Raw genomic sequence first — 20,680 nt, forward strand, 5'->3', positions numbered from 1 at the left:
CGTGTGCGGTCACGGCGACCGAGCGAGATGTGCGCAAGGTCGTTGCCGAAGCGGTTATTTGATGGGTCGTCAGGAAACCTTCAGGCCCTCGTGCGCGATCTCCAGGGTTTCGACGGCTGCCTGCGAGTCGGAGGGATCGAACGACGGCCCCTGCCAGCGGACCGGCACGATGCCGAGCACCTGCCAGCTGATGATGGGCGTGCGATCGGGCTTGAGCGCGACGATCTCGCCGTCCTTGGGCGTGACCTGTTTGACGATCTGATCGAACCAGCGCGCGATCTTGATCGTCTCCTTGGTGACGGGACGGGTGAAGGTGATGTTCGACCAGGTGACCCGGCCCGGCAGCTGCCAGTCGAAATTGTTGTTGCCGCCCTCGGCATACGTCTCGACCTCGACCTGGGCGCCGAGCCCCGAGCAGGTCTGGAAGGTCCCGAGGTCGTTGCCGCCAATGGCGAGCCGGAAGAACGGCGTGGTCGCGAAGATGTCGTCGGTGGTCATGTGCTGGAGTCCCTACTTCTCAGCGGCGGCCGTCGTACAGCCGTCCGGCACGTTCTCGTCCACGCCGCACGTCCGAGCGCAGCAGTCTGGTCACTGGGTCGATGAGCCGCCTGGCGAGGTCCTCCACATCGATCCCGTCGCCGCGCTGAGACGGCGTGCTGCTCCTCTCGCCGGATGACGACGTCTTCTTCACCGCTACTGGGATGCGTGAGTGGGCCGGTGGGGGCTGCGGAACGTCGGGGGGATCCGTGTCCTCGGGGGCGCGTTGGATCGCCGCACGCCTTGCCGGATTGGTCCGAACGGCCGCATTGAACGGCGTCGTGTCGTGATCACCGACCGCGCCGGGCGCCGTCGTCTCCAGAGGCGGGGGCGCTGCCGTGGGCGGCGCCGTCGCGAGCGGAAGGCGCTGAACGGACTCAGCCGCGCCAGGCGCTGCGGGACGCGCGACCAGGGTACGGCGGCGTGGACTCGCCCCGGGGACAGCGTTCGCGGTGGGCGAGTGGGCGGCGTCCTGTGCGGAGGGCGGGGGATCCCCCGCCGCGAGGGTGGATCGCACCGCCGGGAACGGTGGGTTCGTCGCCGAAGACGAGCCGGGAGAGGTCCGGATCTCCCTCTGGCGCGGGGGCTCATCGCGAGGGACGCGCGCCTTTGACGAGCGGGGTGGGCCCGGTGGCGCTTCTCCCCGGCGGGACGGTGCCGACTGGACGACGGGGGCCGGTTCACGGCTCCAACGCGCGGCAGCGACAGGTCGGTTGACGGTCGGCGAAGGTGTGGGCGAGGTCGCCGAGAAGGCCGAACTGGTCACGGTGTTCACGTCCAGCGACCGCTCGGGCAGCAGCGCGCGCGAGCGCCGCAGAACCGGAAGGGCGCGCGCGGCGCCGTACACTGACCGGCCCGTCGCGCGTGCCTTGGCCGAAGGGGTGATCCCGCCCCCGTCCTTGCCGACGCGCGGGGCATGCCCGCCGGCGCCGCGCGTAGTCCGGGCGCGTTGCACGGGAGGGCCACCGGGTGTGCCCCGTACGGACAGGGACTCTCGACCGGCCTGCGGGCCGGATGAACTCGGCGGCGTGGCGGTCGAGATGGGGCTTCCGGGTGTGGCGGGCCGCTCGGCCAGGCCGGGGCGCCGGCCCAGAAGGGGCGTGCCCGGAGCGGTGGCTGTCGGCGGCAACGAGTGCAGCGGGGTGCCGAGGCCGCTGTGGGGCCGGGGATGCGAAGAGCGCTCGGGGTAAGGCAGTTGGGGAGCGCCTCCCCCGGGCGTGGGCGTCTGGCCGTTCGTAGGGGCCGGAGTCGATGATGCGGGCCCGGCGGACTGGGGGGCGGCCTGGCGCTGGGCGAGGGGCAGGGGTGAAGACGGGGGCGTTGTCCCCTGGGCGGGGGCGGCTGCTGGGCCTGATGGCGGGGAGACCAACGGCCGCGCGCTGGCGGGCAGATCGTGCAGTGGCTCGCCCAGCGGGGGGCGTACGGGAGTGCCCGGTTTCTGGGCGGCCTTCCGTGCGGGGCCGCGCTGGATTTCTGGCGTCGGGGGAGTGAGTGCCTGGGATGGGGTGCCCGTCGCGGGTGTTGTGGGTGGGCGACTGGATTGGTGCCGTTGTGTGAGTGGCAGGGGCGTGGGTGGAGTCGTCGGCTCGGTTTCGGGGGCGATGGCCGAGGCGGGGCCGGGCGAGGCGAAGCCGTTGGGCAGTTCACGCCCTGCCGTGCCGAGCGGGGGGCGCGCGGGTGTGTCCCGTTCGGAAGCAGGGGCAGGGGCAGAGGCGGCTTCCGTCACCGGACTGCGCTGGATGTCCGGCGTGGGGGAAACGGGCGCATCGGGTGTGTGACTCAACGCCGGTGTAGGGGATGAGGGGGCGAGCCGGTGTGGTGCGAGGGGCATGGACGGGGGCGGCGGCGTGGGGCCGGCACCGGGGGCGACCACGTTCGCGCCGGCCTCGGACGGGGCCGGCGGAGTGTCCTCCGCGCCCGGATCAGGCGCCGGGCCACCGAGTACGGGCCGCACGGCCGGGGACGGCGAAGTGCCGGGAGCGGGGGCCGGGCTGCGCTGGACGTCAGCTGACGCGGATGCCTTCCCGCTCGGCTGCCCCGTGGCCCCGCGCGACGAGGCGGGGCCGTTTGAAGGTCCGGCGCTCTTGCTACGGCCGAGGGGTGCCGTGACGCCCGGCCTACCTCCGTGGGGCGTCGACGCGGGGGTCTGGGGCGGGAATGCGGGCACACTGCGCAGCCGCATCGCCGGGCGCAGGGCGACGGTCAGATCGGGGCCCGCCGGCCGGGGCCGGGTGGGCGCACCCTCGCCTCCGGGGGCGGAGAGCGAGGGTGCGCCGGATTCGTCGACGGGAGGCGCGGGGGTTGCGCTGTCACGTCGAACTGGGGCTCTCTGTACGGCAGTTGGGACGACCGCGCGAAGCTGCCGTCGAGGGAGCAGAGGGGCGTCGGGGCCACGTCGCTCCGGACGTACGGCATGCGGGTCCGTCCCGCCTGACGTGTCGCCTCGGTGCGAGTGCCCGCTTCCGGTCGCCCCGCCCCCGTCCGGGGGTACGACAGCCCTGCTGATCTGTCGGGACGGCAGCGAGGGGCTCGTGTCGGTAGCGCGTCCCGGGACCACCGGGCCCCCAGGGGCGGCGGGATTCTCGCGGCCCACGCTGCTCCCGCTACTCCCGGCGCTCCGGTACCTCTCGGCTCGGCCGGAGCGGCTTACCGGCATGGCGGCGGCGCCCCCGGGGCCCGCGGCTTCGGAGACTTCGGCGGGCTCCGGTGTGGCGTCGGGCCCGGACTGCCGCCGGACCGCGCGGAGGAGCAGTGGCCCGCCGTCGGCCCCCGCCGTGTCGCGCGCGGTCGCAGGGCGGGTCACCCCGTGGATGAGGCCCACGGGGGCGTCCGGCACGACCGCGTGTCCGAGGTCCGTGCCGAAGGAGGGGTTCTGCCACGCGGTGAGCTGTGACCGGAACCGCAGCCCGTCGCTGACGCCGCGTGCCGAGCGCGCGACCGTGATCGTCGGCGGGGCGAGCTGCCGCCAGCCGCCGTCCCAGTCGCCGGGCTGACGCGAGGGGGCCGGGTCGGACCCCGAGGACGGCCCACCGTCTCGGACGGAAGCCGGCGCGGATCGGTCCGTGGTGGCCCCCTGGACCGGCCGGTCCGTGGCGCGGCGGTACCTGTCCCAGAGCCCCATCCCGTCAACCCCCTTCATTCGCGCGGGTGTTGATCCGCGCGATCTCACGCACCCACTGCTGACGTTCGGCGTGGGTGAGGTCGAGGATGTCCTCACGCTGCCAGTGGAAGTGATAGGCCACGTACGCGAGTTCCTCACGGAGGCGGGGGAGCGCGTACGTCACGATTCCCCCAGGCGCCCACCCGAGAAGTCCACCTCGAACGAACCGCTGCACAGCGGACAGGTCACTGCGGCGTGCGTATGGCCCTCGCTGTTGATGCGTCGGTAGAAGTCCTGGAGGAAGGCGACGTCCGTGGCGTACATCCGCTCCACGATCCCGGCGTGCACGTCGTTGATGTCGCCGAGCCGGGTGATGACCTGGCTCAGCAGCACCACACTGAGATACGCCGGGTTCTCCTTGACCCGCAGGTCGATCTGCGGACGGAGTTCGTCGCGCGCGGTGGCCAGGCGCATCGAGCCGTGCTGATGGACGTTGCCGTCCTCGTCGACGTACCCGCGCGGCAGCTCGAACTCGAACTCCGTGCCGACGTTCTGCCGGTGCGCCGGGGAACGCGTCGTCGAAGCGGGTCCTTGTGGCACGCCCTGCCCGGTGTCCGGCATGTCCAGGAAGTCCTCGGGGCTGCCCGGCGAGACGGTGCGGCGCTTCATTCGACCTCGATCTCCTCGAACTGGATCGTCACGGTCTCGGTGGCCGCCGTGGACTCACCGGACTTCAGCGAGGGGCCCTCCCACTTGCTCACCCAGCCGTTCTTGAGGTTGACGCGACGAACGGTCTGCTTCTCGGTGTCCTTGTACTCGATGGTGATGTTCTGGCGTGCGGAGTTGATCGCGCCCTTGTTCAGGGTCTCCTTGATCCACTTGGTGAACTCGCTGCTCTTGTCGAGTCCCCGGGTGATCGTGACCTCGCCGGCCTTCCTCGCCCCGGGCTGTTTGCGGATGATGCTCTCGCCCCGGTTGGTGTTCTGCTTGATCTCGACGACGTCTTCCTCGACGGAGACTCCGCTGACCTCCTGGATCATCTCGACCAGATATCCGCCCAGTTGCACGCCGAAGACGTGGGTAGTGAGAGCGTCACCATCTGCCATGGCTGTGGATCACCTTTCATAGGGGTGGGACCGTCCGGGTGCGGGCACCGAAGGCCCGCTGTTCACTCGTCGACGAGGCTGGTGCTGTCGGAGTACTGCGAGAGACGGAAGATCACGAACTCGGCGGGCTTGACGGGGGCGACACCGATCTCGCAGATGACCTGTCCGACGTCGATCGACTCCTGCGGGTTGTTGCTCCGGTCGCACTTGACGTAGAACGCCTCGTCCGGGTTCTGGCCGAAGAGCGAGCCCCGGCGCCACTCCTCGGTGAGGAAGGCGCCGATGTTGCGCCGGATGCTCGCCCACAGCCGGTCGTCGTTGGGCTCGAAGACGACCCACTGGGTGCCCAACAGGATGGACTCCTCCAGGTAGTTGAAGAGCCTGCGGACGTTCAGGTAGCGCCAGGCCGGGTCCGAGGACAGGGTGCGTGCACCCCAGATCCGGATGCCGCGTCCCGGGAAGGCCCGGATGCAGTTGACGCCGATGGGGTTGAGGAGGTCCTGCTCGCCCTTGCTGAGCCGGAGGTCGAGGTCGACCGCGCCACGGATGACCTCGTTGGCGGGAGCCTTGTGCACGCCGCGCTCGGCGTCGCTGCGTGCCCACACGCCGGCGACGTGACCGCTCGGCGGCACCGTGGTGTTCCGGCCGGTCGCCGGGTCGAACACGCTGATCCAGGGGTAGTACAGGGCGGCGTAGCGGGAGTCGTACCCCGCCTCCTCGTTGCGCCAGGTGCGTACCTGCTGGGCGTTCAGCTCGGGCGGGGTGTCGAGGACGGCGACCCGGTCGCCCATCTGCTCGCAGTGCGAGATCACCGCGAGCTGGACGGTCCTGACACCCTCGGCGTCGATGTCGCCCCGCAGATGGGCGCTCATCAGATCCGGAACGATGACCATCGTGATCTCGTCGATGGCCTCCAGGCCGGAGAACCCGGTGCGGGCCGCCGCGTCACCCACGTACTCGGTGGGGTCGAGGCGGGCGACACCGTTGGACGCGGAGGCCGTGGCGGGGGCGGGGGCCGGGGCGGCGGGCAGCGCGACGGTCTGGCTCTGCGGGCGGTTCTGCGCCACGCCGCGCTGCTCGGTGACCGTGATGAGCTTCGACTCGCGCAGCTGTGTGAGGACGTATCCCTTGACGTTCTTGCGGACGGAGAGGTCGTAGGTCTCAGCGACCTTGTCGCCCTGGCGCACCAGCAGCTTGAAGCGGTCCTCGGGCGGATTCTCCCCGTCGGGGTCGCCGATCTCCAGGGACAGGGCGGAGCCGTTTCCGGGCAGCGCGGCGAAGAGGAAGCCCCCGAGCGCGACGGGCTCGGCGGCCTCCTGCGCGGCCGGGCGGTCGCCGTTCGACGAGGTGTCGTCGGCGCCGGGGCCGCCGACGCGGACGACGTAGGCGGTGCCGCCGCCGTTGGCGAAGTAGCCGTAGACCGAGTGGGCGAGGTAGGTGTCCGGGGTGAAGCCGCCGAACGTCTGCACGTACTGGTCCCAGTTGGTCACCAGGATCGGCTGATGGAACGGCCCGGTCTCCGCGAAGCCGACGAAGGCAGCGACCGCGGTGCCGACTCCCTCGATCGGCCTCGCACCGGACTGCACCTCTTCCACGTACACGCCCGGGGTGAGGTACGAAGGCATGCTCGCTCCCTAATACGTCGGCGGTCACTCGGGTCACTTCCGAGTCTGGGATGCGGCGCCGCCGTGCGACAGGCCGCGAAGTCCTGCGCAGGGGGCAGACTCACTGCCTTTTGCGGGTACGTCCTCGGGCCCAGGCCGACGGTGTGCCGCGCGGTCTCTCCCGTAGCCCGAGGTGTCCCTTCCACAGCCCGGGGCACTGAGGCCGCACACGGCCCGACGGGGCAGCCGCGACTGTCCCCGGGGTGCAGCCGCGCATCGGGGCGGGGCAGCGCCGAGAGCCCTAGAGTCGGTTCGGCCCGCGATGGCTCTCGTCGAGCCAGGGTCCGAACTCGCTCTCCAGGACGAGCCGTCCGAGCTTGCGGTACTCCTGGAGGACGGCGGTGACGACCTGCGCCATGCCGAGCGGCCGGCCCGCCTCCGCCGCGAGATAGGCGGCGGTCACCGTGCAGGCGCGGATCGATCCACCGGCCAGCTCGAAGCGCTCCGCGCAGAAGTCGAGGTCGAGTTCCTCGTCCCGTGGCAGCTCCGTGCCGAGGCACTGGTCCCACAGGGCGCGGCGCTGGCGCACATCGGGCATCGGGAACTCCGCGACCACGTCCAGGCGCCGGGTGAACGCCTCGTCGAGGTTGGCGCGCAGATTGGTGGTGAGCACGGCGATGCCGTCGAAGGACTCCATGCGCTGGAGCAGATAGGCCGACCCCATGTTCGCGTGCCGGTCATGCGCGTCCTTGACCTGCGACCGCTTCCCGAAGATCGCGTCCGCCTCGTCGAAGAGCAGCACGCCATTGGCCTCGGACGCCTCGACGAAGATCCGCTCCAGGTTCTTCTCGGTCTCACCGATGTACTTGTCCACGATGGTCGACAGGTCGACGACGTATAGCTCCATGCCCAGGTCGGCGGCGATGACCTCGGCCGACATGGTCTTGCCCGTGCCCGACTCGCCGGCGAACAGGGCGATGACACCCCGGCCCCGCCCACCGCCCGGCCGCATCCGCCACTTTCCGAGCACCTGATCCCGGTGCCGGGCGCGCAGTGCGAGTTCCGCGAGCTGGCGGCGCGTGGCAGCGGGGAGTACGAGGTCGTCCCAGCCCACCGCGGGCTCGATCCGGCGGGTCAGGCGCTCAAGACCGGCGCCGTTCTGCGCCCGGACGGCGTCGCGCAGGTCCGCTGCCGTCACGGGACGCCCGGCGAGGACGGCGACCCGGGTGGCGACGGTGGCGGCCCGGTGCATCTGGCCGGAGTCCAGGCGGTGGGCGGCGAGCGCCCCGACGAGGTCGTCGAACGCCGGGGGGTGCGCGACTCCGACGGCCTCCGCAGCGCTGCTCAGTTCCTGCCGCCACTGCCGGGCGGCCTGCTCCGACGAGGACGGACCCACGGTGATGCGTACGGGGCTCTCCGCCGACCACAACGGATCCCAGCCCTTCCTGCCGTACGTGATGAGGGGGACACCGTCGGCCGCGGCACACAACTCCCTTAGCAGCAGCGCCCGTTCGGGAGCCTCCGGTTCCAGGGCTTCGAGTGGTCCGAGCACGATGCCACCGCCGCTCAGCCTGGCTTCGGTGGCGAGCACGTGGGCCGGGCCGGCGGCCGGCACGTGGGCCGTGGCCGCCTTGGCGCTCTCCACGACGAAGGCGGGGACATCGACTACCAGCGGACGGCGCCCCATGGTCACGAGCGAGGCGACGGCGAGACGTCCGGCGTCGCCGCCCCGGTCCTGCAGGTGAACCAGACCACAGCCGGTGCGGGCGGCAGCCGCCACGCGGTGACGGTCGTCGTCCGGCCCGGCGAGGTACGCCGCTCGGCCGCGCCGCGCGCTCAGCACACCGAGCAGCCGGGCGTCCGGCTCCTGGTCCCCGAGCAGATGCGCCGTCACCCGGTCCGGCACCCTCAACACTCTTGAGAGTTGCGGTCGTTGGGGCTCGGTGATCTCGACGAGACCGCCCGCGACCAGCGGCGCGGACGGCGTGAGACGGAAGCGCCCGGCGCCGGCGGCCGGCAGGCCGCACAGTTCGAGGGCCAGGCCCACGGTGGGCCTGCGGCGGCTGAGATCGTCGTTGAGGTAGCCGTAGAGCCGTTCGAAGCGCGAGTCGAGATCGGGTGCCACGGCGACGAGCAGCAGATCGACATCGAGCGGTGACAGGCCGAACGCGGTGGTCAGTTCGTGCAGGACCGAACCGGGCGGGGGTGCGACACGGTCAGCTGTGACAGAGCTCGGTGCGGCGGGCTCGTCGAGGATCCGTTGCACCGCCTCGGGCGTGAGGTACTGCCCGAGGTACGGGTCGTCCGGGTCGGGGTCGACGGCGCGGCGCGCGGCGACCGCCTCGCGCACGCGCTGCTCGATGTGCCGCAGCCGCACCCAGAGGTGGTCGTCGGCTTCGCCGGACCCCGTGCCGGACAGCACATGAACGGCCTGGCTCATTCCTGACGCCCTCCGCGCCGCCGGCGCGCGGGCGTGGGCCGGCGCTCGCGGGGCGAGGAGAACCCGTCGGGCCCGGGATCGCGGATGTCCTGGTAGCGCAACTGGCGCCTCGGTACGTCGTCGTCGGTCCCCGTGGACGAGGCGACGGACCGCACGATCAGGCCCTCGGTGACCGGTGGTCCCGCCGGTGTGTTCTCACCGGCCAGCGGCGCGATGGCGGTCAGGCTGATCGACGCCTTGAGCTCACCGCCGAGCGCCGACCAGACGTCATGGGCGGACGGGCCGTCCGGGCCACCCGCCGTGAACAGCGGCACAGCGAGGTCGAGTTCGGCGAGGGAACCGGTGAGCACCCGCTTGGGCAGCATCTCCTGGGCGATCAGGCACCGCAACACCTGAGAGAGCAGCCGGTGTTCGTCCTGCGGCCGGTTGGTCCACGCCGTGACCAGGTAGGCGAGCTCGAACCAGCGCGGCGGTGTGCGCCACGCGACGACCAGGCCTTCGGGGTCGTACTCCTCGGCCGTGCCGGAGCGCCGCCGCCCCGCGTCCTCCCGGATCCCGTACAGGAACACGCTGACCGTCGGGGCGTTGCGGCGCGCGGACCAGTCCCGGGTCGGGGCGTCGAAGACGAGCTCCACCCCGGCGTCCTCCAGACCCGCCTCGGCCAGCAGCAGCCTCAGTCCCTCGTCCACTTCGTGGATCATCGGCGCTCCACTTCGTCCGGCGGCTGCACGCTGCCCGCCACCACGAGGAACTCCGTCGTGACCGGGCTGAAACCCGGACCGGCGGCGGTGATGACGCGGGGTCCCGTCTGGTCCTTGGTGAGGATGAGGAGCTGACCGATGAACGTCCCGTCCGGACCCGGGAACGTCGGTGCGGCCGCCGCCGTGATGCCCGGCTGCCATGTGAAGGAGACCGGCGCGCCGGGAGGGAAGTCCCTGCCGCGCACCGAGGTCACGAATCCCGGCTTGCCGAGGGGAGGCACGGCGACGATGCGCGGCTGGAGGATGCGCAGCGGGATACGGGCGGCGTTGTCGTTAGGGTTGGCGTCGGTGCCCGTCGTGGTGAGCGTGGCGCTGACCTGGGTGCGCTCGGCCCGGCGCGGGTTGAGGACGACGCGCACGACAGCCGAGGCACCCTGGGGCAGATCGGGCAGCGCGCACAGGAGGGAGGCGTCACAGCCGGCGGGCGGGGCGCCGCGCGGGATGTCCGGAGGCAGGCCGAGCCGGAGGCGCAGTCCGGTGGCCAGGGCGTTGCGGCCGTTGCGGACCGTGTACGTGACGACGACATGGCCGCCGACATAGCCGGGGCTGGGTTGCGCGGCGACGGACACACCGGGGCCCGCCGTGGGCGGGGGCGGCGCCGGAGGGGTGGGAGATGTCGTCGGCGGGATGGTCGGAGGTTTCGTCGGAGGCTGCGGCACGGGGGTGACCGGCACGACGGTCTCGGCGGCGTTGTCCGTCGGGCTGGGGTCCAGCACCGCTCCGTTGACGGACCATCCGATGTGCTGGTCACCGGTGCTCACGCCGGTCACGCGCACGGTGACGGGCACGCTCGCTCCGGGGGCGATGACACCCAGGTCGCACTGGAGGGATCCGGCGGGACACGTCCCGCCCGGGCTGGTCAGTCCGTCCAGGCGCAGCCCGGCGGGCGGCGCCGCGGTGAACACCGTGCCGGGGGACGCGGCCGGGCCGTTGTTGAGGACGGTGACGGTGATCGAGGTGGACGAACCGGCCGTGAGGGGAGGCAGCTTGGCGGGCGCGCGGACGACCAGGTCGACGGACTGCTGGACGCTCGGCTCCTTCTGCCGGCCGGGGAGCGTCCTCGTGATCCAGCCGACGTTCCCGGTGGTCAGGTCCAGCGCCACGAGGGCCTCCGGCTGGTTCGGGGCGACGCCTCTGCGGGCACTGAACACCAGGGTCTTGCCGTCGGCGCACCAGGCCGCGTCGCGCGGCTGGAACGGTCCGCCCTCGGACGTGTCGGGCAAGGGCTGACGGCAGGCGTCGGGGTTGCCGCCGAGCCCCGGGGGAGCCACGACCTTGCAGTCGCCGCCGGTGACGGACGCGACGACGAGGCCGTCGCGTTCGTTGACGCGGCCCCCGCCGTCCTTGCGGTTGAAGGCGAGGGTGCGGCCGTCCGGCGAGAACGCCGGGCTGTCGTCGATCACGTCACAGGCGCCGGGGCAGATCGTGGCACTGAAGTCCCTCTGATGGTCCAGAGCGTTCACCGGCACGGTCCAGATGTGTTTGTTGCCGCCGCCCCCGTTGATCACCGCGTTGCGGGTGAACGCGATGGTGGCGCCGTCGGTGGACCAGGTGGGCTGTGCGTCACCGCCCGCCGACTGCCCTGCGGGGGGCGTGAGTTCGTGGACGATCGCCCCGGTCGCCGCGTCGGCGATCAGGATGCGGCCGGGCCCCGAGGTGCCACCGGTTCCGCCGGGGGACGTCCGGGTGAACGCGAGGAACTTGCCGTCCGGCGAGAACGTGGGGTCGGTGTCCCAGTCCTTCGGGCCGCGCCCGGCGAGCGGTACCGGCGCTGCGTGCGATCCGTCGGCGTCGGCGAGCCAGATCCGCTCGATCCGGCCGTCCGGCGAGTCCTCGAAACGCGTCAGGACGATGCGCCGCCCGTCCGGTGTGTAGTTCTGCCGCTCGTCCCAAGGGTCGTATCCGGCGGCGGGGTTGAAGAGTGGATCGAGGGACGGGTCGGTGTTCGTGTCGGCCGCCGGGTCCTCCTTGAGGATGGTCAGGCCGAGGTCCCGCGGGTCCGAACCGTCCTGGCGGACGTCCTGGAGGGTCGCGACGTGCACGGCGGGCGCGGAGGTGCGCGCGACGATCACCTTGCCGCCGTCCAGGGGGCCGAGCCAGGTCGGGGAGTCGACCGCGCGGTTCTCGCTGAGGACCAGCGTCGGCGCGTCCGGCGTATGTGCCCGGGTCCGGTAGACATGGTCCCAGTCGCCCTCACAGCCACAGGTGCGGTCGGGGCTGAGGAAGAGCAGACCCTCACCGTCGGGAAGCCAACTGGCGCTCTTCGTACGCCAGTTGGCGGCATCGCCCGCGAGGAGCGGGCCGTCGGTGCCCTTGCCGTCGGTGACGCGCAGGCTCGGATTCCCCTGTCCGCTCGCGGTGAACGTATAGGCGACGAGGTCGCGGTGGGCGGGGTCGTCCACCGGGTTCCACACGGGCTCGGTGGCCTGTCCTGCCTCGCTGCCGCTCAGGAGGGCCGCGGCGCCGCCGTCCAGTGCCCTCGTGTAGACCTGCGAGCCGCGCAGGGGGTCGGCGTCGCTCGCGTACGCGATGCGGGTGCCGTCGGGCGAGACGGTGGGTGAGACCTCGTCGGCGGGGGAGTCGGTGAGCCTGCGCAGCCCCGAACCATCGGTGCGCACCAGCCACAGGTCCCGCTGGGTCCCTCCGGCGGGACCGCCGGGTTCCGCCGAGTCGAACACCACCGACGTCCCGTCCGGCGTCAGGCGTGGATGCGCGGCGTCCCGTCCGGTCGTCAGCTTGCGCACGGCCCCGGTCGCATCGCGCAGGTAGAGCTGCGGCCTCACGTCGTCGCGCAAGCTGGTGAAGACCGTCAAGTCGCCCCGTGCGGAGGGCTGTTGGTCGAAGTGGGCGGGCCCCGCGCCGAAGAGCGGCGCGCTGGACGTCGTCGTACTGACCTCTCCGAGGCTGCGGTGCTCCGTACCGGCGTACGCGATCCGTCCGGCGCTCGGCGCCGTGGGATCCGCCGCGTCGGCCTCGGCCCGGCCGCCCAGACCCTGCCCGGACACGGCGCCGACAAGGAGCAAGGGCGTGAGCAGCAGCAGCGCGGCACCGATTCTGCGCAGCCGGGGTCGCCCGGTGGGGTCAGCGGTGCCGGTCACGGTCCACCTCGCAGTCTGGGAGCGGTCTCGCGCACCACCCTCACCGCCTGCGGGGCCCCGGGCCAGGCCGCAGGGGCCTGTCCCGGGGGAAGAGCTCTTGCGCTTTAGGGCAGGAGGGACGGCCCCGCCCGGCAGGGGGCTAGATCAGCCCGTGCCGCATCGCGTATCCGACCGCGTGGGCGCGATTGCGCAACTGCAGTCGGGTGGTGACCTCGTGGAGGACGTTCTTCACCGTGCGCTCCGAGTACGCCGTCTTCTGCGCGATCTCGGCGGTGTCGAAGCCCTCGGCGACGAGCCTGAGCATGTCCGCCTCTCGGGCCGTGAGAGTGGACTGGCTGAACCCGCGTGGGTCCAGGACGGAACCCTGCACACCGCCGAGGTGGTCGAGGAGCTTGCCGAGCAGGTCGCCGGGGAGCATGCCCTCCCTGTTCGCGAGGGCCGTGACCAGCTGTACGAGGCGGCCCTGGTCGGCCTCGGCCCGCCGGAGTATGGCCGCGACCCCGGACTCCACGACGGTCTGCAGCGCCTTGAGGCCGAAGGAGCTGACGACGAGCCCGGTCCGTGTGGCGGTGTTGTGACGCAGCCGGTTCAGCAGTTTGACCGCGTCGTCGTCCACGGTGTCCACCACGACGAGTGAAGCCTGCGCGCGGTCGGCCTCGGCCTCCGCGAGGAGCTCCACCTCGGGCCGCTGCCGCAGCTGCTGGACGACACCGGTGTACAGGATCAGGTCCTCCGCGTAGACCGACACGGAGACACGGTGGGATTTGGTGTGGGGGGCTGAGGGCACCGTCGCCCGCAGCTCGAGCGACTTGTGGAGCTGCGCCGGGATGGTGACCGTGCTCTGCTCTTCGTGTAATGCCATCGATGCGTACTCGTTTCTAGAGATTCATTCCAGACCTGTGGGGGGCCGCTCTCTTCGCCGTGGCCGGCAAGGGGACTGTCGTGGTGAAGTGCGCCGTGCGATTCGTGACTGCCGTGCCGTGTGCGTGCGCGGTACGGACAGTGGGGGCAGTGCGGGGGTGCGCCACGGGCGCTGTGACTGCCCGGCCATTGCCCTCCCGCCTCTCGTACAACGGACGCCACCGCATTTAGGTTCACCGCGTGACCGCATCTGCTGCATCTGCCGAAATCGAAATTCCGCCGGTGACGGTGACGCCCGGCGGTGAGGCGACCACGACCCTGACCGTCCGCAACGACGGGGACATCGTCGAGGCCTACACGCTGGAGACCGTGGGCGACTGCGCCGCGTGGAGCACCGTCGAACCGGCCCGGGTCTCGCTGTACCCGGGCACGTCCGAAACGGTGACGATCCGCCTCGCGCCGCCCCGCGCGCCCGAAGTCCGGGCCGGGGACATCCCGCTCGGCGTGCGCGTACTGCCCGTGGAACACCCGGAACTGGTCCGGGTCCCGGAGACGACCGTGCACGTCGAGGCGTTCCGGGAGCTGCGGCGCGAACTCCAGCCGCGGCGCAGGCGAGGCTGGCTCGGCGCCCGCTACCGGGTTGCCGTGCGCAACCAGGGCAACACCGCCGGGGAGATCGCCTTCGCGGGCCAACAGGCGGGTGAGGAGCTCCGGTTCGGCTTCACGCCGAGCCGGCCCCGCCTGGAGCCGGGGGAGTCCACCGAGGTACGGCTGCGCGTGCGGACCAGGAAGCTGATCTGGTTCGGCAAGCCGGTCACCTGGCCCTTCCAGATCGATGTGGCCCACGCCGACGAGACCGCCGCCGGCGAGCGGAGCGATGGGCGGGACCGGGCGCCCGGCGAGTACGCGACGGTCGCTCAACAGCCGCCGCTGGAAGGGGAGTTCGTCCAGCTCTCGGTCTTCCCCAAGTGGCTGCTCGCCGTGCTGGCCGCTCTCGTGGCGCTGCTGATCGCGTGGTTCGCGCTGGTGCGGCCCGCTGTGCAGAGCACCGCCAAGCAGGCCGCCAACGACGCCGTGAGCAAACCGAGCCCCAGCCCGAGCGCCACTCAGCAGGGCGGCACGCCCGGCGCCGGTGGCGGGGGCCAGAGCAAGCCCGCCGACGGCGGCGGTGGGGCGGGGTCGGGCGGCGGCGGATCGAGCCCTGCGCCCGGCGCGGTCGGCGGGGGGCAGCAGAGCTCGGCCACCATCGACGTCCAGACGGACGGCGGCGCCAAGAAGACCGGGGTCTACAAGGTCCCGGCCGGAAAGGTCTTCGGGATCACCGACATCGTGGTGGCCAACTTCCAGGGCGACGAAGGGGTTTTGACCATCACCTTCGGCGAGCGAAAGATCACCACGATCGCTCTTGAGACCTTCCGCAACCAGGACTACCACTGGGTGACTCCTATCGAAATCCCCGAGAACGCCACGGTGACGGCGAACGTGACGTGCGCCAAGCCCGGCACACCGGCCACCGGGAAACAGGCGTCGGGGTGCGATGAGGTGCTGAACGTGAGTGGGGTGCTGAGCGATGTCGAACGATGAGGCGGAAATCTCCGGGGCAGCATCGTGATCCGTCCGTGGCGCGAGAGAAAGGCCGCCTTCCGGGTACGTCCGAAAGGTGGCGCACGGCCCGAGGGCGCCACTGCCTCCGGCCGGTATCCGATGACGCAGGAAGACGGCCGGATGAAGTGGCTGCCGCCGGCGCCCGTGCCGGATCGGCGCTCTGGGGCAATGGCCGAATCGTGATGGCGTGCCTGCCGGGGCGGGTGTGCGGCCCACGGAGCGAGGCCCGGTGCATGTCGCACCGGGCCTCGCTGTGGTTCTCGCCGTCAGCCCTGCATCAGGATGGTCAGGACGAGGCGGTTGTCCGCGCTCTGGGCCGTGAAGCGGTTCGCCCAGCCCCACTGCTCGTGGAAGGTCTGCATCTTCTCCACGGGACCGTACATGTCGAAGTACCACTGGGGGTCGCCCGAGCTCAGGGTGCCCTCCTCCTCGTGCCGCGCGTAGTTCTCCATCGTGATGTGATCGCGTCCGCTCTTGGCCACGACGGAGCCGAAGTGGAAGTCGATCCCGCCGGAGGTGGAGTCGGCGCGCAGCGCCTTGATCATGAAGAGGTCGCCGACGCCCGCCTTCGCCGTGAACTCGTTGACCTTGAACTTCGCGTACGCGGCCTGGAGTTGAGGCAGTTGGGTCGGGTCGTCGCGGAACGCCATGACCTGCTGGATCATCTCGCTGATGACGCCCGCCAGGCCGGGTAGCTTGCTCTGGTCGCTGATGGCAGCGGTCCTGGCGGCCCCGTACCGGGTGCGGAGGTCGTTGACGGCGGTGGAGCCGGCCAACTCGCCGATCACCTTGAAGATGGCCTCGAAGTAGAGGTCCTCACCGGTGAACTGCGGTGCGGGCCGCGCGGTGACCTCGGTGGCGATCTCGTTGCAGCGCTGCGAGAGCCGTACGGCCAGACCGCGCTGTGGGGCCTGGCCCCGGCCGGGGTTCTGCACCACGGGCTCGACCTGCCACAGCGTCAGGTTCTGGTCCATGATCTTGATGTTGAGGAACCGCTTGGTCCGCCGGAGCGTCAGAAAGCCCTCGCCCTGGCCGAGCCGCACCTTGCCGCGCAGTTGGCCGTTGGCCTGGTCGATGCGATCGGATGTGGCGAAGAAGGTCTTGGCCTGACGGCCGTCGGTGATGTGCTCCACCGCGAGGTCCATCTTCTCGGCCAGCCGCAGCGGCACCTGCCCGTTGTACACGACGTTGAGGCTGCCGTCGGCCGCCACGAAACTGTCGGCCTGCCGTGGCCCGGTGTGCGGGTCCTGGACGGTCCGGGTCCGTTCCTCCTGGCTGGGAAAGAAGTCCGGTGCGGCGGGGCCGGCTTGGCCCTCGGCGTCGACCGTGCCCATGTTCGGGTAGTTGGCGTCTCCGGGGTGCACGACGACGAAGCGCTGAACGGCGGTCGCGAACGCTCGCTGCGCAGACGTGCCCTGGTGCGCGCTTGGTTCGGGCGCCTCGGCAGTGGCGTCCACAGCCTCGGGGAGGGGCCGGGCCAGGACGCGGCGGGCGTTGTCCTCGGCGGCCCGCTCGAAGCGGTCCGAGGGGTCGCTCACCCGCAGTCCGTCGCCGTGCTCGGTGCCCTCGACCGGCCCCTGCCGCTGCTGGATCACATGCGTCAACTCGTGGGCGAGGGTGTGCCGGTCGCCGCCTCCGTCGCCGATCACCACATGGTTGCCCGAGGTGTACGCGCGCGCTCCCAGCTCCAGCGCCGAGCGCTGGGCGTCGGCACCGGTGTGCACCCGTACGTCGGAGAAGTCCGCGCCGAGGCGGGTCTCCATCTCGGTGCGTACGCCCCCGTCGAGCGGCTTGCCCGACGACCCGAGGACCTTGGGGACGGCGGAGGGCCGCACGGGCTCGTCAGCCGCCGCGTCGATGTCCTGCGGGGGCCGGGCTCGTCGCTGCACCGCCCGCACCGCGGCGGTGTTCCCGGCGGATCGCTGGAGGTCGGACAGGGCGGCCGGGGACAGGAACCGCCCGGCGGGAGGGCGCTGCGCCGCGCAGTCCGCCTGCTCGGCGCAGGGCTCCCGCCGTGGTGCCTTGACGGCCGGACCGTGTCTCTGTTGTACGACGCGCACGGGGCGCCTCCCTGCGTGATCCCGTCGACGGTGAACCGAACTCCTCATGGTGCCGGGGCGCGCGAGGCAGGGCCAGAGCCGTAGGGGGTAGTCCGGGGTGCCCCGGCGGGCAGCCCGTCTTCCTGCGCGGACCGTGCTGCGCGCCGGGCGAGTGCCACGCTCCAGATCTGTGACGGAACGTCAGACAGCTTCCAGGCCACGGCTGTTGAGACCGTCCCGCAGGGCGCGCATCGCGTAGTGGGTGCGGGACTTGACCGTCCCGGGCGGCACGCCCAGGGCGTGCGCCGTCTGGCTGACACTGCGGCCGAGGTAGTACACGTGCAGCAGGACCTCGCGCTGGAACGGCGCGAGGTCGCGCATCGCGTCCACCACGACGTGCGTCGTGAGCGCGTGGTCGATCCCGTCGGCGACCGATAGATGCGTGATGTCGGGCTCTTGATCCTCCGGCGGGCGCGCCCGCCGCCCCCGGTGCCCGTCGATGACCAGATTGCGCACGACGTGGAAGAGCCACGGGCGCAGTGCCGCGGTCGTGGGGTCGAGTTCGGCGGCGTGCTGCCAGGCGCGGATCGCCGCTTCCTGGAGGACGTCCTCGGCCCGGTGCCAGTCTCCGTCGAGGAGCCGGGTGGCGAAGTGGAGCAGTGCGGACCCGTGCTGTTCGTAGAGGGCTCGCAAGAACTCCTCGTCGGGCTCGATGTATCGGGCGTCGGGGCGGATCGCTAACTCGGGCATGATCGTGGCCTCCGGGCAGTCCAGCAATCGGACATCGCTCGGAAACGACAGGCCCACCTGTCACACGGAGCGATGGTAGAAGTTGTAAGCCCAAACGGGCAGACCGGACGGGCCCGTTCTGCCGCGCGTCCCGACCGAATCTGACCGTTTCCCTGGTGACCGAGGGTCTTCCGACGTGCCCTGCTGGTGGCCGTAGCCCGCTTCCGGTGCCCGAACCGCCGTCGCACAGGCCCATTTCGCGCCCGGTTGCCCTCCCGCCACTGCCCGAACGGGGCCGGAGCGGGGCACCCGCGTCGGCGGACGGGCCGAACCCGCATCCGGCCCCTCCAGCCACCCCCGAACCGCCCGATTCGGCATCCGATTCGCCGCCGACGGGCACCCCGGCGGCCTCTCGTCGTCCACTCGGGTGGCGTGGCCTGCGATTGGACCGCCCGGTAAACGGGCAGATCCGGGCGAGCCGGGGCCTGGAACGGGCCGGTCCCCTCGAACGCCGCGGCGGTATAAATCTTGGCGGGTCCACTCGGGCCTCGGATGCCCGAACGGACCGTGACGGGAAGGTAGTTGGGATGCGTTCACCGGAGCGGCACCACAGACTGCTGACCCTGGCGCGCCAGACGGGCCGGGTGGAGGTCGCGGTGGTGGCGGCCGACTTCGGGGTGGCGCCGGAGACCATCCGGCGGGACCTGAGCGAGCTGGAGCGCCGGGGCCTCGTGCGGCGTACGCACGGCGGCGCCTATCCGGTGGAGAGCGCGGGTTTCGAGACCAACCTCGCCCAGCGGGTGACCCTGCACGTCGAGGACAAGCGCCGCATCGCGGCCGAGGCGGTGAAGTTGCTCGCCGGCGCGGAAACCGTGTTCGTCGACGAGGGTTACACACCCCAGATCCTCGCCTCCCTCCTGCCCACCGACCGCCCCTTGACCGTGATCACCGCCTCGCTGTCCACGGCGGCCGCCGTCACCGAGTCGGCGCACACCACCGTGTTGCTGCTCGGCGGCCGGGTCCGCGCCCGCACCCTCGCCACCGTCGGCGCCTGGGCCTGCTCGATGCTGTCGGGCTTCGTCATCGACCTCGCCTACCTCGGCTCCAACGGCATCTCGCGCGAGTTCGGCCTGACCACACCCGACCCGGCCGTGGCCGACGTCAAGGCGAAGGCCCTGGAGGTCTCCCGGCGACGCGTCTTCATGGGGCACCACGGCAAGTTCGGCGCCAGCAGCTTCTGCCGATTCGCCGAGATCTCCGACTTCGAAACGATCGTCACCGACACCGGTCTGTCCACCGCCGAGGCCCACCGCTACTCCCTGCTCGGCCCGCAGGTCATCCGGGTCTGAACGGGAACGCCGCGTTCTGCGCATACCGGAGCAAGAAGGCGCCCGGGGCTGTCCTCGGCATGCCCGTAACACGAGGGAAGGAATGATCCACGTGAGGACAAGCAGGCACACCGCCCGCGCCGCGACCGCGGCCCTCTGCGGCGCGCTGCTGGCCGCATGCGCCGGCGCGGGCGGTGCGGGCGGGGGCTCCGGCACTCGCTCCATCAACGTCCTGATGGTCAACAACCCGCAGATGGCGGACCTCCAGAAACTGACCGCCGACCACTTCACCAAGTCCACCGGGATCGCCGTCAACTTCACGGTCCTGCCCGAGAACGACGTGCGCGACAAGATCAGTCAGGACTTCGCGAGCCAGGCCGGGCAGTACGACATCGCCACCATCAGCAACTACGAGACACCGATCTACGCCAAGAACGGCTGGCTCGCCCCGCTCACCGGCCGGGCGAAGGCCGACAGCTCCTTCGACCAGGGCGACATCCTGCCCGCCATCCAGGAGTCCCTGACCGCGTCGGGCCAGATCTACGCCGAGCCCTTCTACGGCGAGTCCTCGTTCCTCATGTACCGCAAGGACGTCTTCGCGGCGAAGCACCTGACCATGCCGGCCCGTCCGACGTGGGCGCAGGTCGCCGACCTCGCGGCGAAGGCCGACGGGGCGCGGCCCGGGATGAAGGGCATCTGCCTGCGCGGGCAGCCGGGCTGGGGGGAGGTGATGGCGCCGGTCACCACCGTCGTCAACACCATGGGCGGCACGTGGTTCGACAAGGACTGGAACGCCAAGGTCGACAGCCCCGAGTTCACCAAGGCCGTCACCTTCTACGTCAACCTGGTGCGTGCGCACGGCGAGGCCGGGGCGTCCCAGGCCGGATTCACCGAGTGCCTGAACGACATGACCCAGGGCAAGGTCGCCATGTGGTACGACGCCACCTCGGCGGCCGGAGCCCTGGAGGCGAGCGGATCGCCCGTGGCGGGCAAGGTGGGTTACGTGCCCGCTCCTGTGGAGCGGACCAAGAGCTCGGGATGGCTCTACACCTGGGCTTGGGGCGTACAGAAGGCGAGCAAGAACCAGGACGACGCCTGGAAGTTCATCTCCTGGGCGTCCGGCAAGGAGTACGAGCGGCTGGTCGGAGAGCGGCTCGGATGGTCCAGGATCCCGGCCGGGAAGCGATCCTCGACCTATGCGAACCAGAAGTACGTCGCCGCCGCCTCCGCGTTCGCCGCCGCCACGAAGAACGCCCTCACCTCCGTTGATCCCCTCGACCCGGGGGTCCAGCCCAGGCCCGCACCCGGCATCCAGTTCGTCGGCATCCCGGAGTTCACCGACCTCGGCACCCAGGTCTCCCAGCAGGTCAGCGCCGCGATCGCCGGAAAGACCAGCGTCGCCGACGCCCTCAAGGCGGGCCAGACCCGCGCGGCGGCGGTAGCCGACAAGCACCGGGGGCAGTGACGTGGGC

General features: G+C 71.5%; 14 protein-coding genes. 3 read left to right on the forward strand and 11 right to left on the reverse strand.

The window, feature by feature from the left end; all coding sequences use genetic code 11:
* Nucleotides 1–69 precede the first annotated feature (69 nt).
* The 9 genes from ACFYZA_RS16240 to ACFYZA_RS16280 all read right to left on the reverse strand — a co-directional run bounded on the left by ACFYZA_RS16240 (nucleotide 70) and on the right by ACFYZA_RS16280 (nucleotide 13,508).
* Entirely contained in the window at nucleotides 70–498 is a 429-nt protein-coding gene (locus tag ACFYZA_RS16240; RefSeq protein WP_382585569.1) for a phage tail protein, read from the reverse strand.
* A 3,164-nt stretch (nucleotides 499–3,662) separates the two neighbouring features.
* Nucleotides 3,663–3,821: a DUF6760 family protein gene (locus tag ACFYZA_RS16245; RefSeq protein ID WP_388490958.1), complete on the reverse strand. Its 159-nt coding sequence runs from the start codon at nucleotides 3,819–3,821 to the stop codon at nucleotides 3,663–3,665.
* Nucleotides 3,818–4,306, reverse strand: coding sequence for a hypothetical protein (locus ACFYZA_RS16250; RefSeq protein WP_382585575.1), 489 nt, complete (start codon nucleotides 4,304–4,306; stop codon nucleotides 3,818–3,820). Before ACFYZA_RS16250 ends, ACFYZA_RS16245 begins: the two co-directional genes overlap by 4 nt.
* On the reverse strand, nucleotides 4,303–4,743 hold the full coding sequence (locus tag ACFYZA_RS16255; protein ID WP_382585578.1) for a phage tail protein: 441 nt from the start codon (nucleotides 4,741–4,743) through the stop codon (nucleotides 4,303–4,305). The genes ACFYZA_RS16250 and ACFYZA_RS16255 overlap by 4 nt, the downstream gene beginning before the upstream one ends.
* Nucleotides 4,744–4,805: 62 nt before the next feature.
* On the reverse strand, nucleotides 4,806–6,368 hold the full coding sequence (locus ACFYZA_RS16260; RefSeq protein ID WP_388490960.1) for a phage tail sheath family protein: 1,563 nt from the start codon (nucleotides 6,366–6,368) through the stop codon (nucleotides 4,806–4,808).
* Nucleotides 6,369–6,648: 280 nt separating this feature from the next.
* Nucleotides 6,649–8,787, reverse strand: coding sequence for an AAA family ATPase (locus ACFYZA_RS16265; RefSeq protein ID WP_388490962.1), 2,139 nt, complete (start codon nucleotides 8,785–8,787; stop codon nucleotides 6,649–6,651).
* Nucleotides 8,784–9,488, reverse strand: a complete 705-nt coding sequence (locus ACFYZA_RS16270; protein ID WP_382585587.1) for a DUF4255 domain-containing protein — start codon at nucleotides 9,486–9,488, stop codon at nucleotides 8,784–8,786. Before ACFYZA_RS16270 ends, ACFYZA_RS16265 begins: the two co-directional genes overlap by 4 nt.
* Complete coding sequence (locus ACFYZA_RS16275) at nucleotides 9,485–12,646, reverse strand: hypothetical protein (RefSeq protein ID WP_388490964.1); 3,162 nt, start codon at nucleotides 12,644–12,646, stop codon at nucleotides 9,485–9,487. The genes ACFYZA_RS16270 and ACFYZA_RS16275 overlap by 4 nt, the downstream gene beginning before the upstream one ends.
* Before the next feature lie 139 nt (nucleotides 12,647–12,785).
* Entirely contained in the window at nucleotides 12,786–13,508 is a 723-nt protein-coding gene (locus ACFYZA_RS16280) for a response regulator transcription factor (RefSeq protein ID WP_382585593.1), read from the reverse strand.
* 272 nt (nucleotides 13,509–13,780) lie between these two features.
* Between ACFYZA_RS16280 and ACFYZA_RS16285 the strand changes: the two genes are divergently transcribed.
* Entirely contained in the window at nucleotides 13,781–15,091 is a 1,311-nt protein-coding gene (locus tag ACFYZA_RS16285; protein WP_388491023.1) for a hydrolytic protein, read from the forward strand.
* Between the two features lie 287 nt (nucleotides 15,092–15,378).
* Here the strand turns inward: ACFYZA_RS16285 and ACFYZA_RS16290 are convergent, their stop codons facing one another.
* Together ACFYZA_RS16290 and ACFYZA_RS16295 are read right to left on the reverse strand one after the other, a co-directional pair.
* Complete coding sequence (locus ACFYZA_RS16290; protein WP_388490966.1) at nucleotides 15,379–17,172, reverse strand: DUF4157 domain-containing protein; 1,794 nt, start codon at nucleotides 17,170–17,172, stop codon at nucleotides 15,379–15,381.
* A 180-nt stretch (nucleotides 17,173–17,352) separates the two neighbouring features.
* Entirely contained in the window at nucleotides 17,353–17,901 is a 549-nt protein-coding gene (locus ACFYZA_RS16295; RefSeq protein ID WP_382585602.1) for a sigma-70 family RNA polymerase sigma factor, read from the reverse strand.
* Between the two features lie 566 nt (nucleotides 17,902–18,467).
* Here ACFYZA_RS16295 and ACFYZA_RS16300 point away from each other — a divergent pair.
* Complete coding sequence (locus ACFYZA_RS16300; protein WP_382585605.1) at nucleotides 18,468–19,229, forward strand: DeoR/GlpR family DNA-binding transcription regulator; 762 nt, start codon at nucleotides 18,468–18,470, stop codon at nucleotides 19,227–19,229.
* Nucleotides 19,230–19,311: 82 nt separating this feature from the next.
* A complete protein-coding gene (locus ACFYZA_RS16305) occupies nucleotides 19,312–20,673 on the forward strand; it encodes an ABC transporter substrate-binding protein (RefSeq protein WP_388490968.1) in 1,362 nt (453 codons plus the stop codon).
* Nucleotides 20,674–20,680 lie beyond the last annotated feature (7 nt).

The organism is Streptomyces sp. NPDC001828 (genome assembly GCF_042892175.1).
GTDB lineage: Bacteria > Actinomycetota > Actinomycetes > Streptomycetales > Streptomycetaceae > Streptomyces.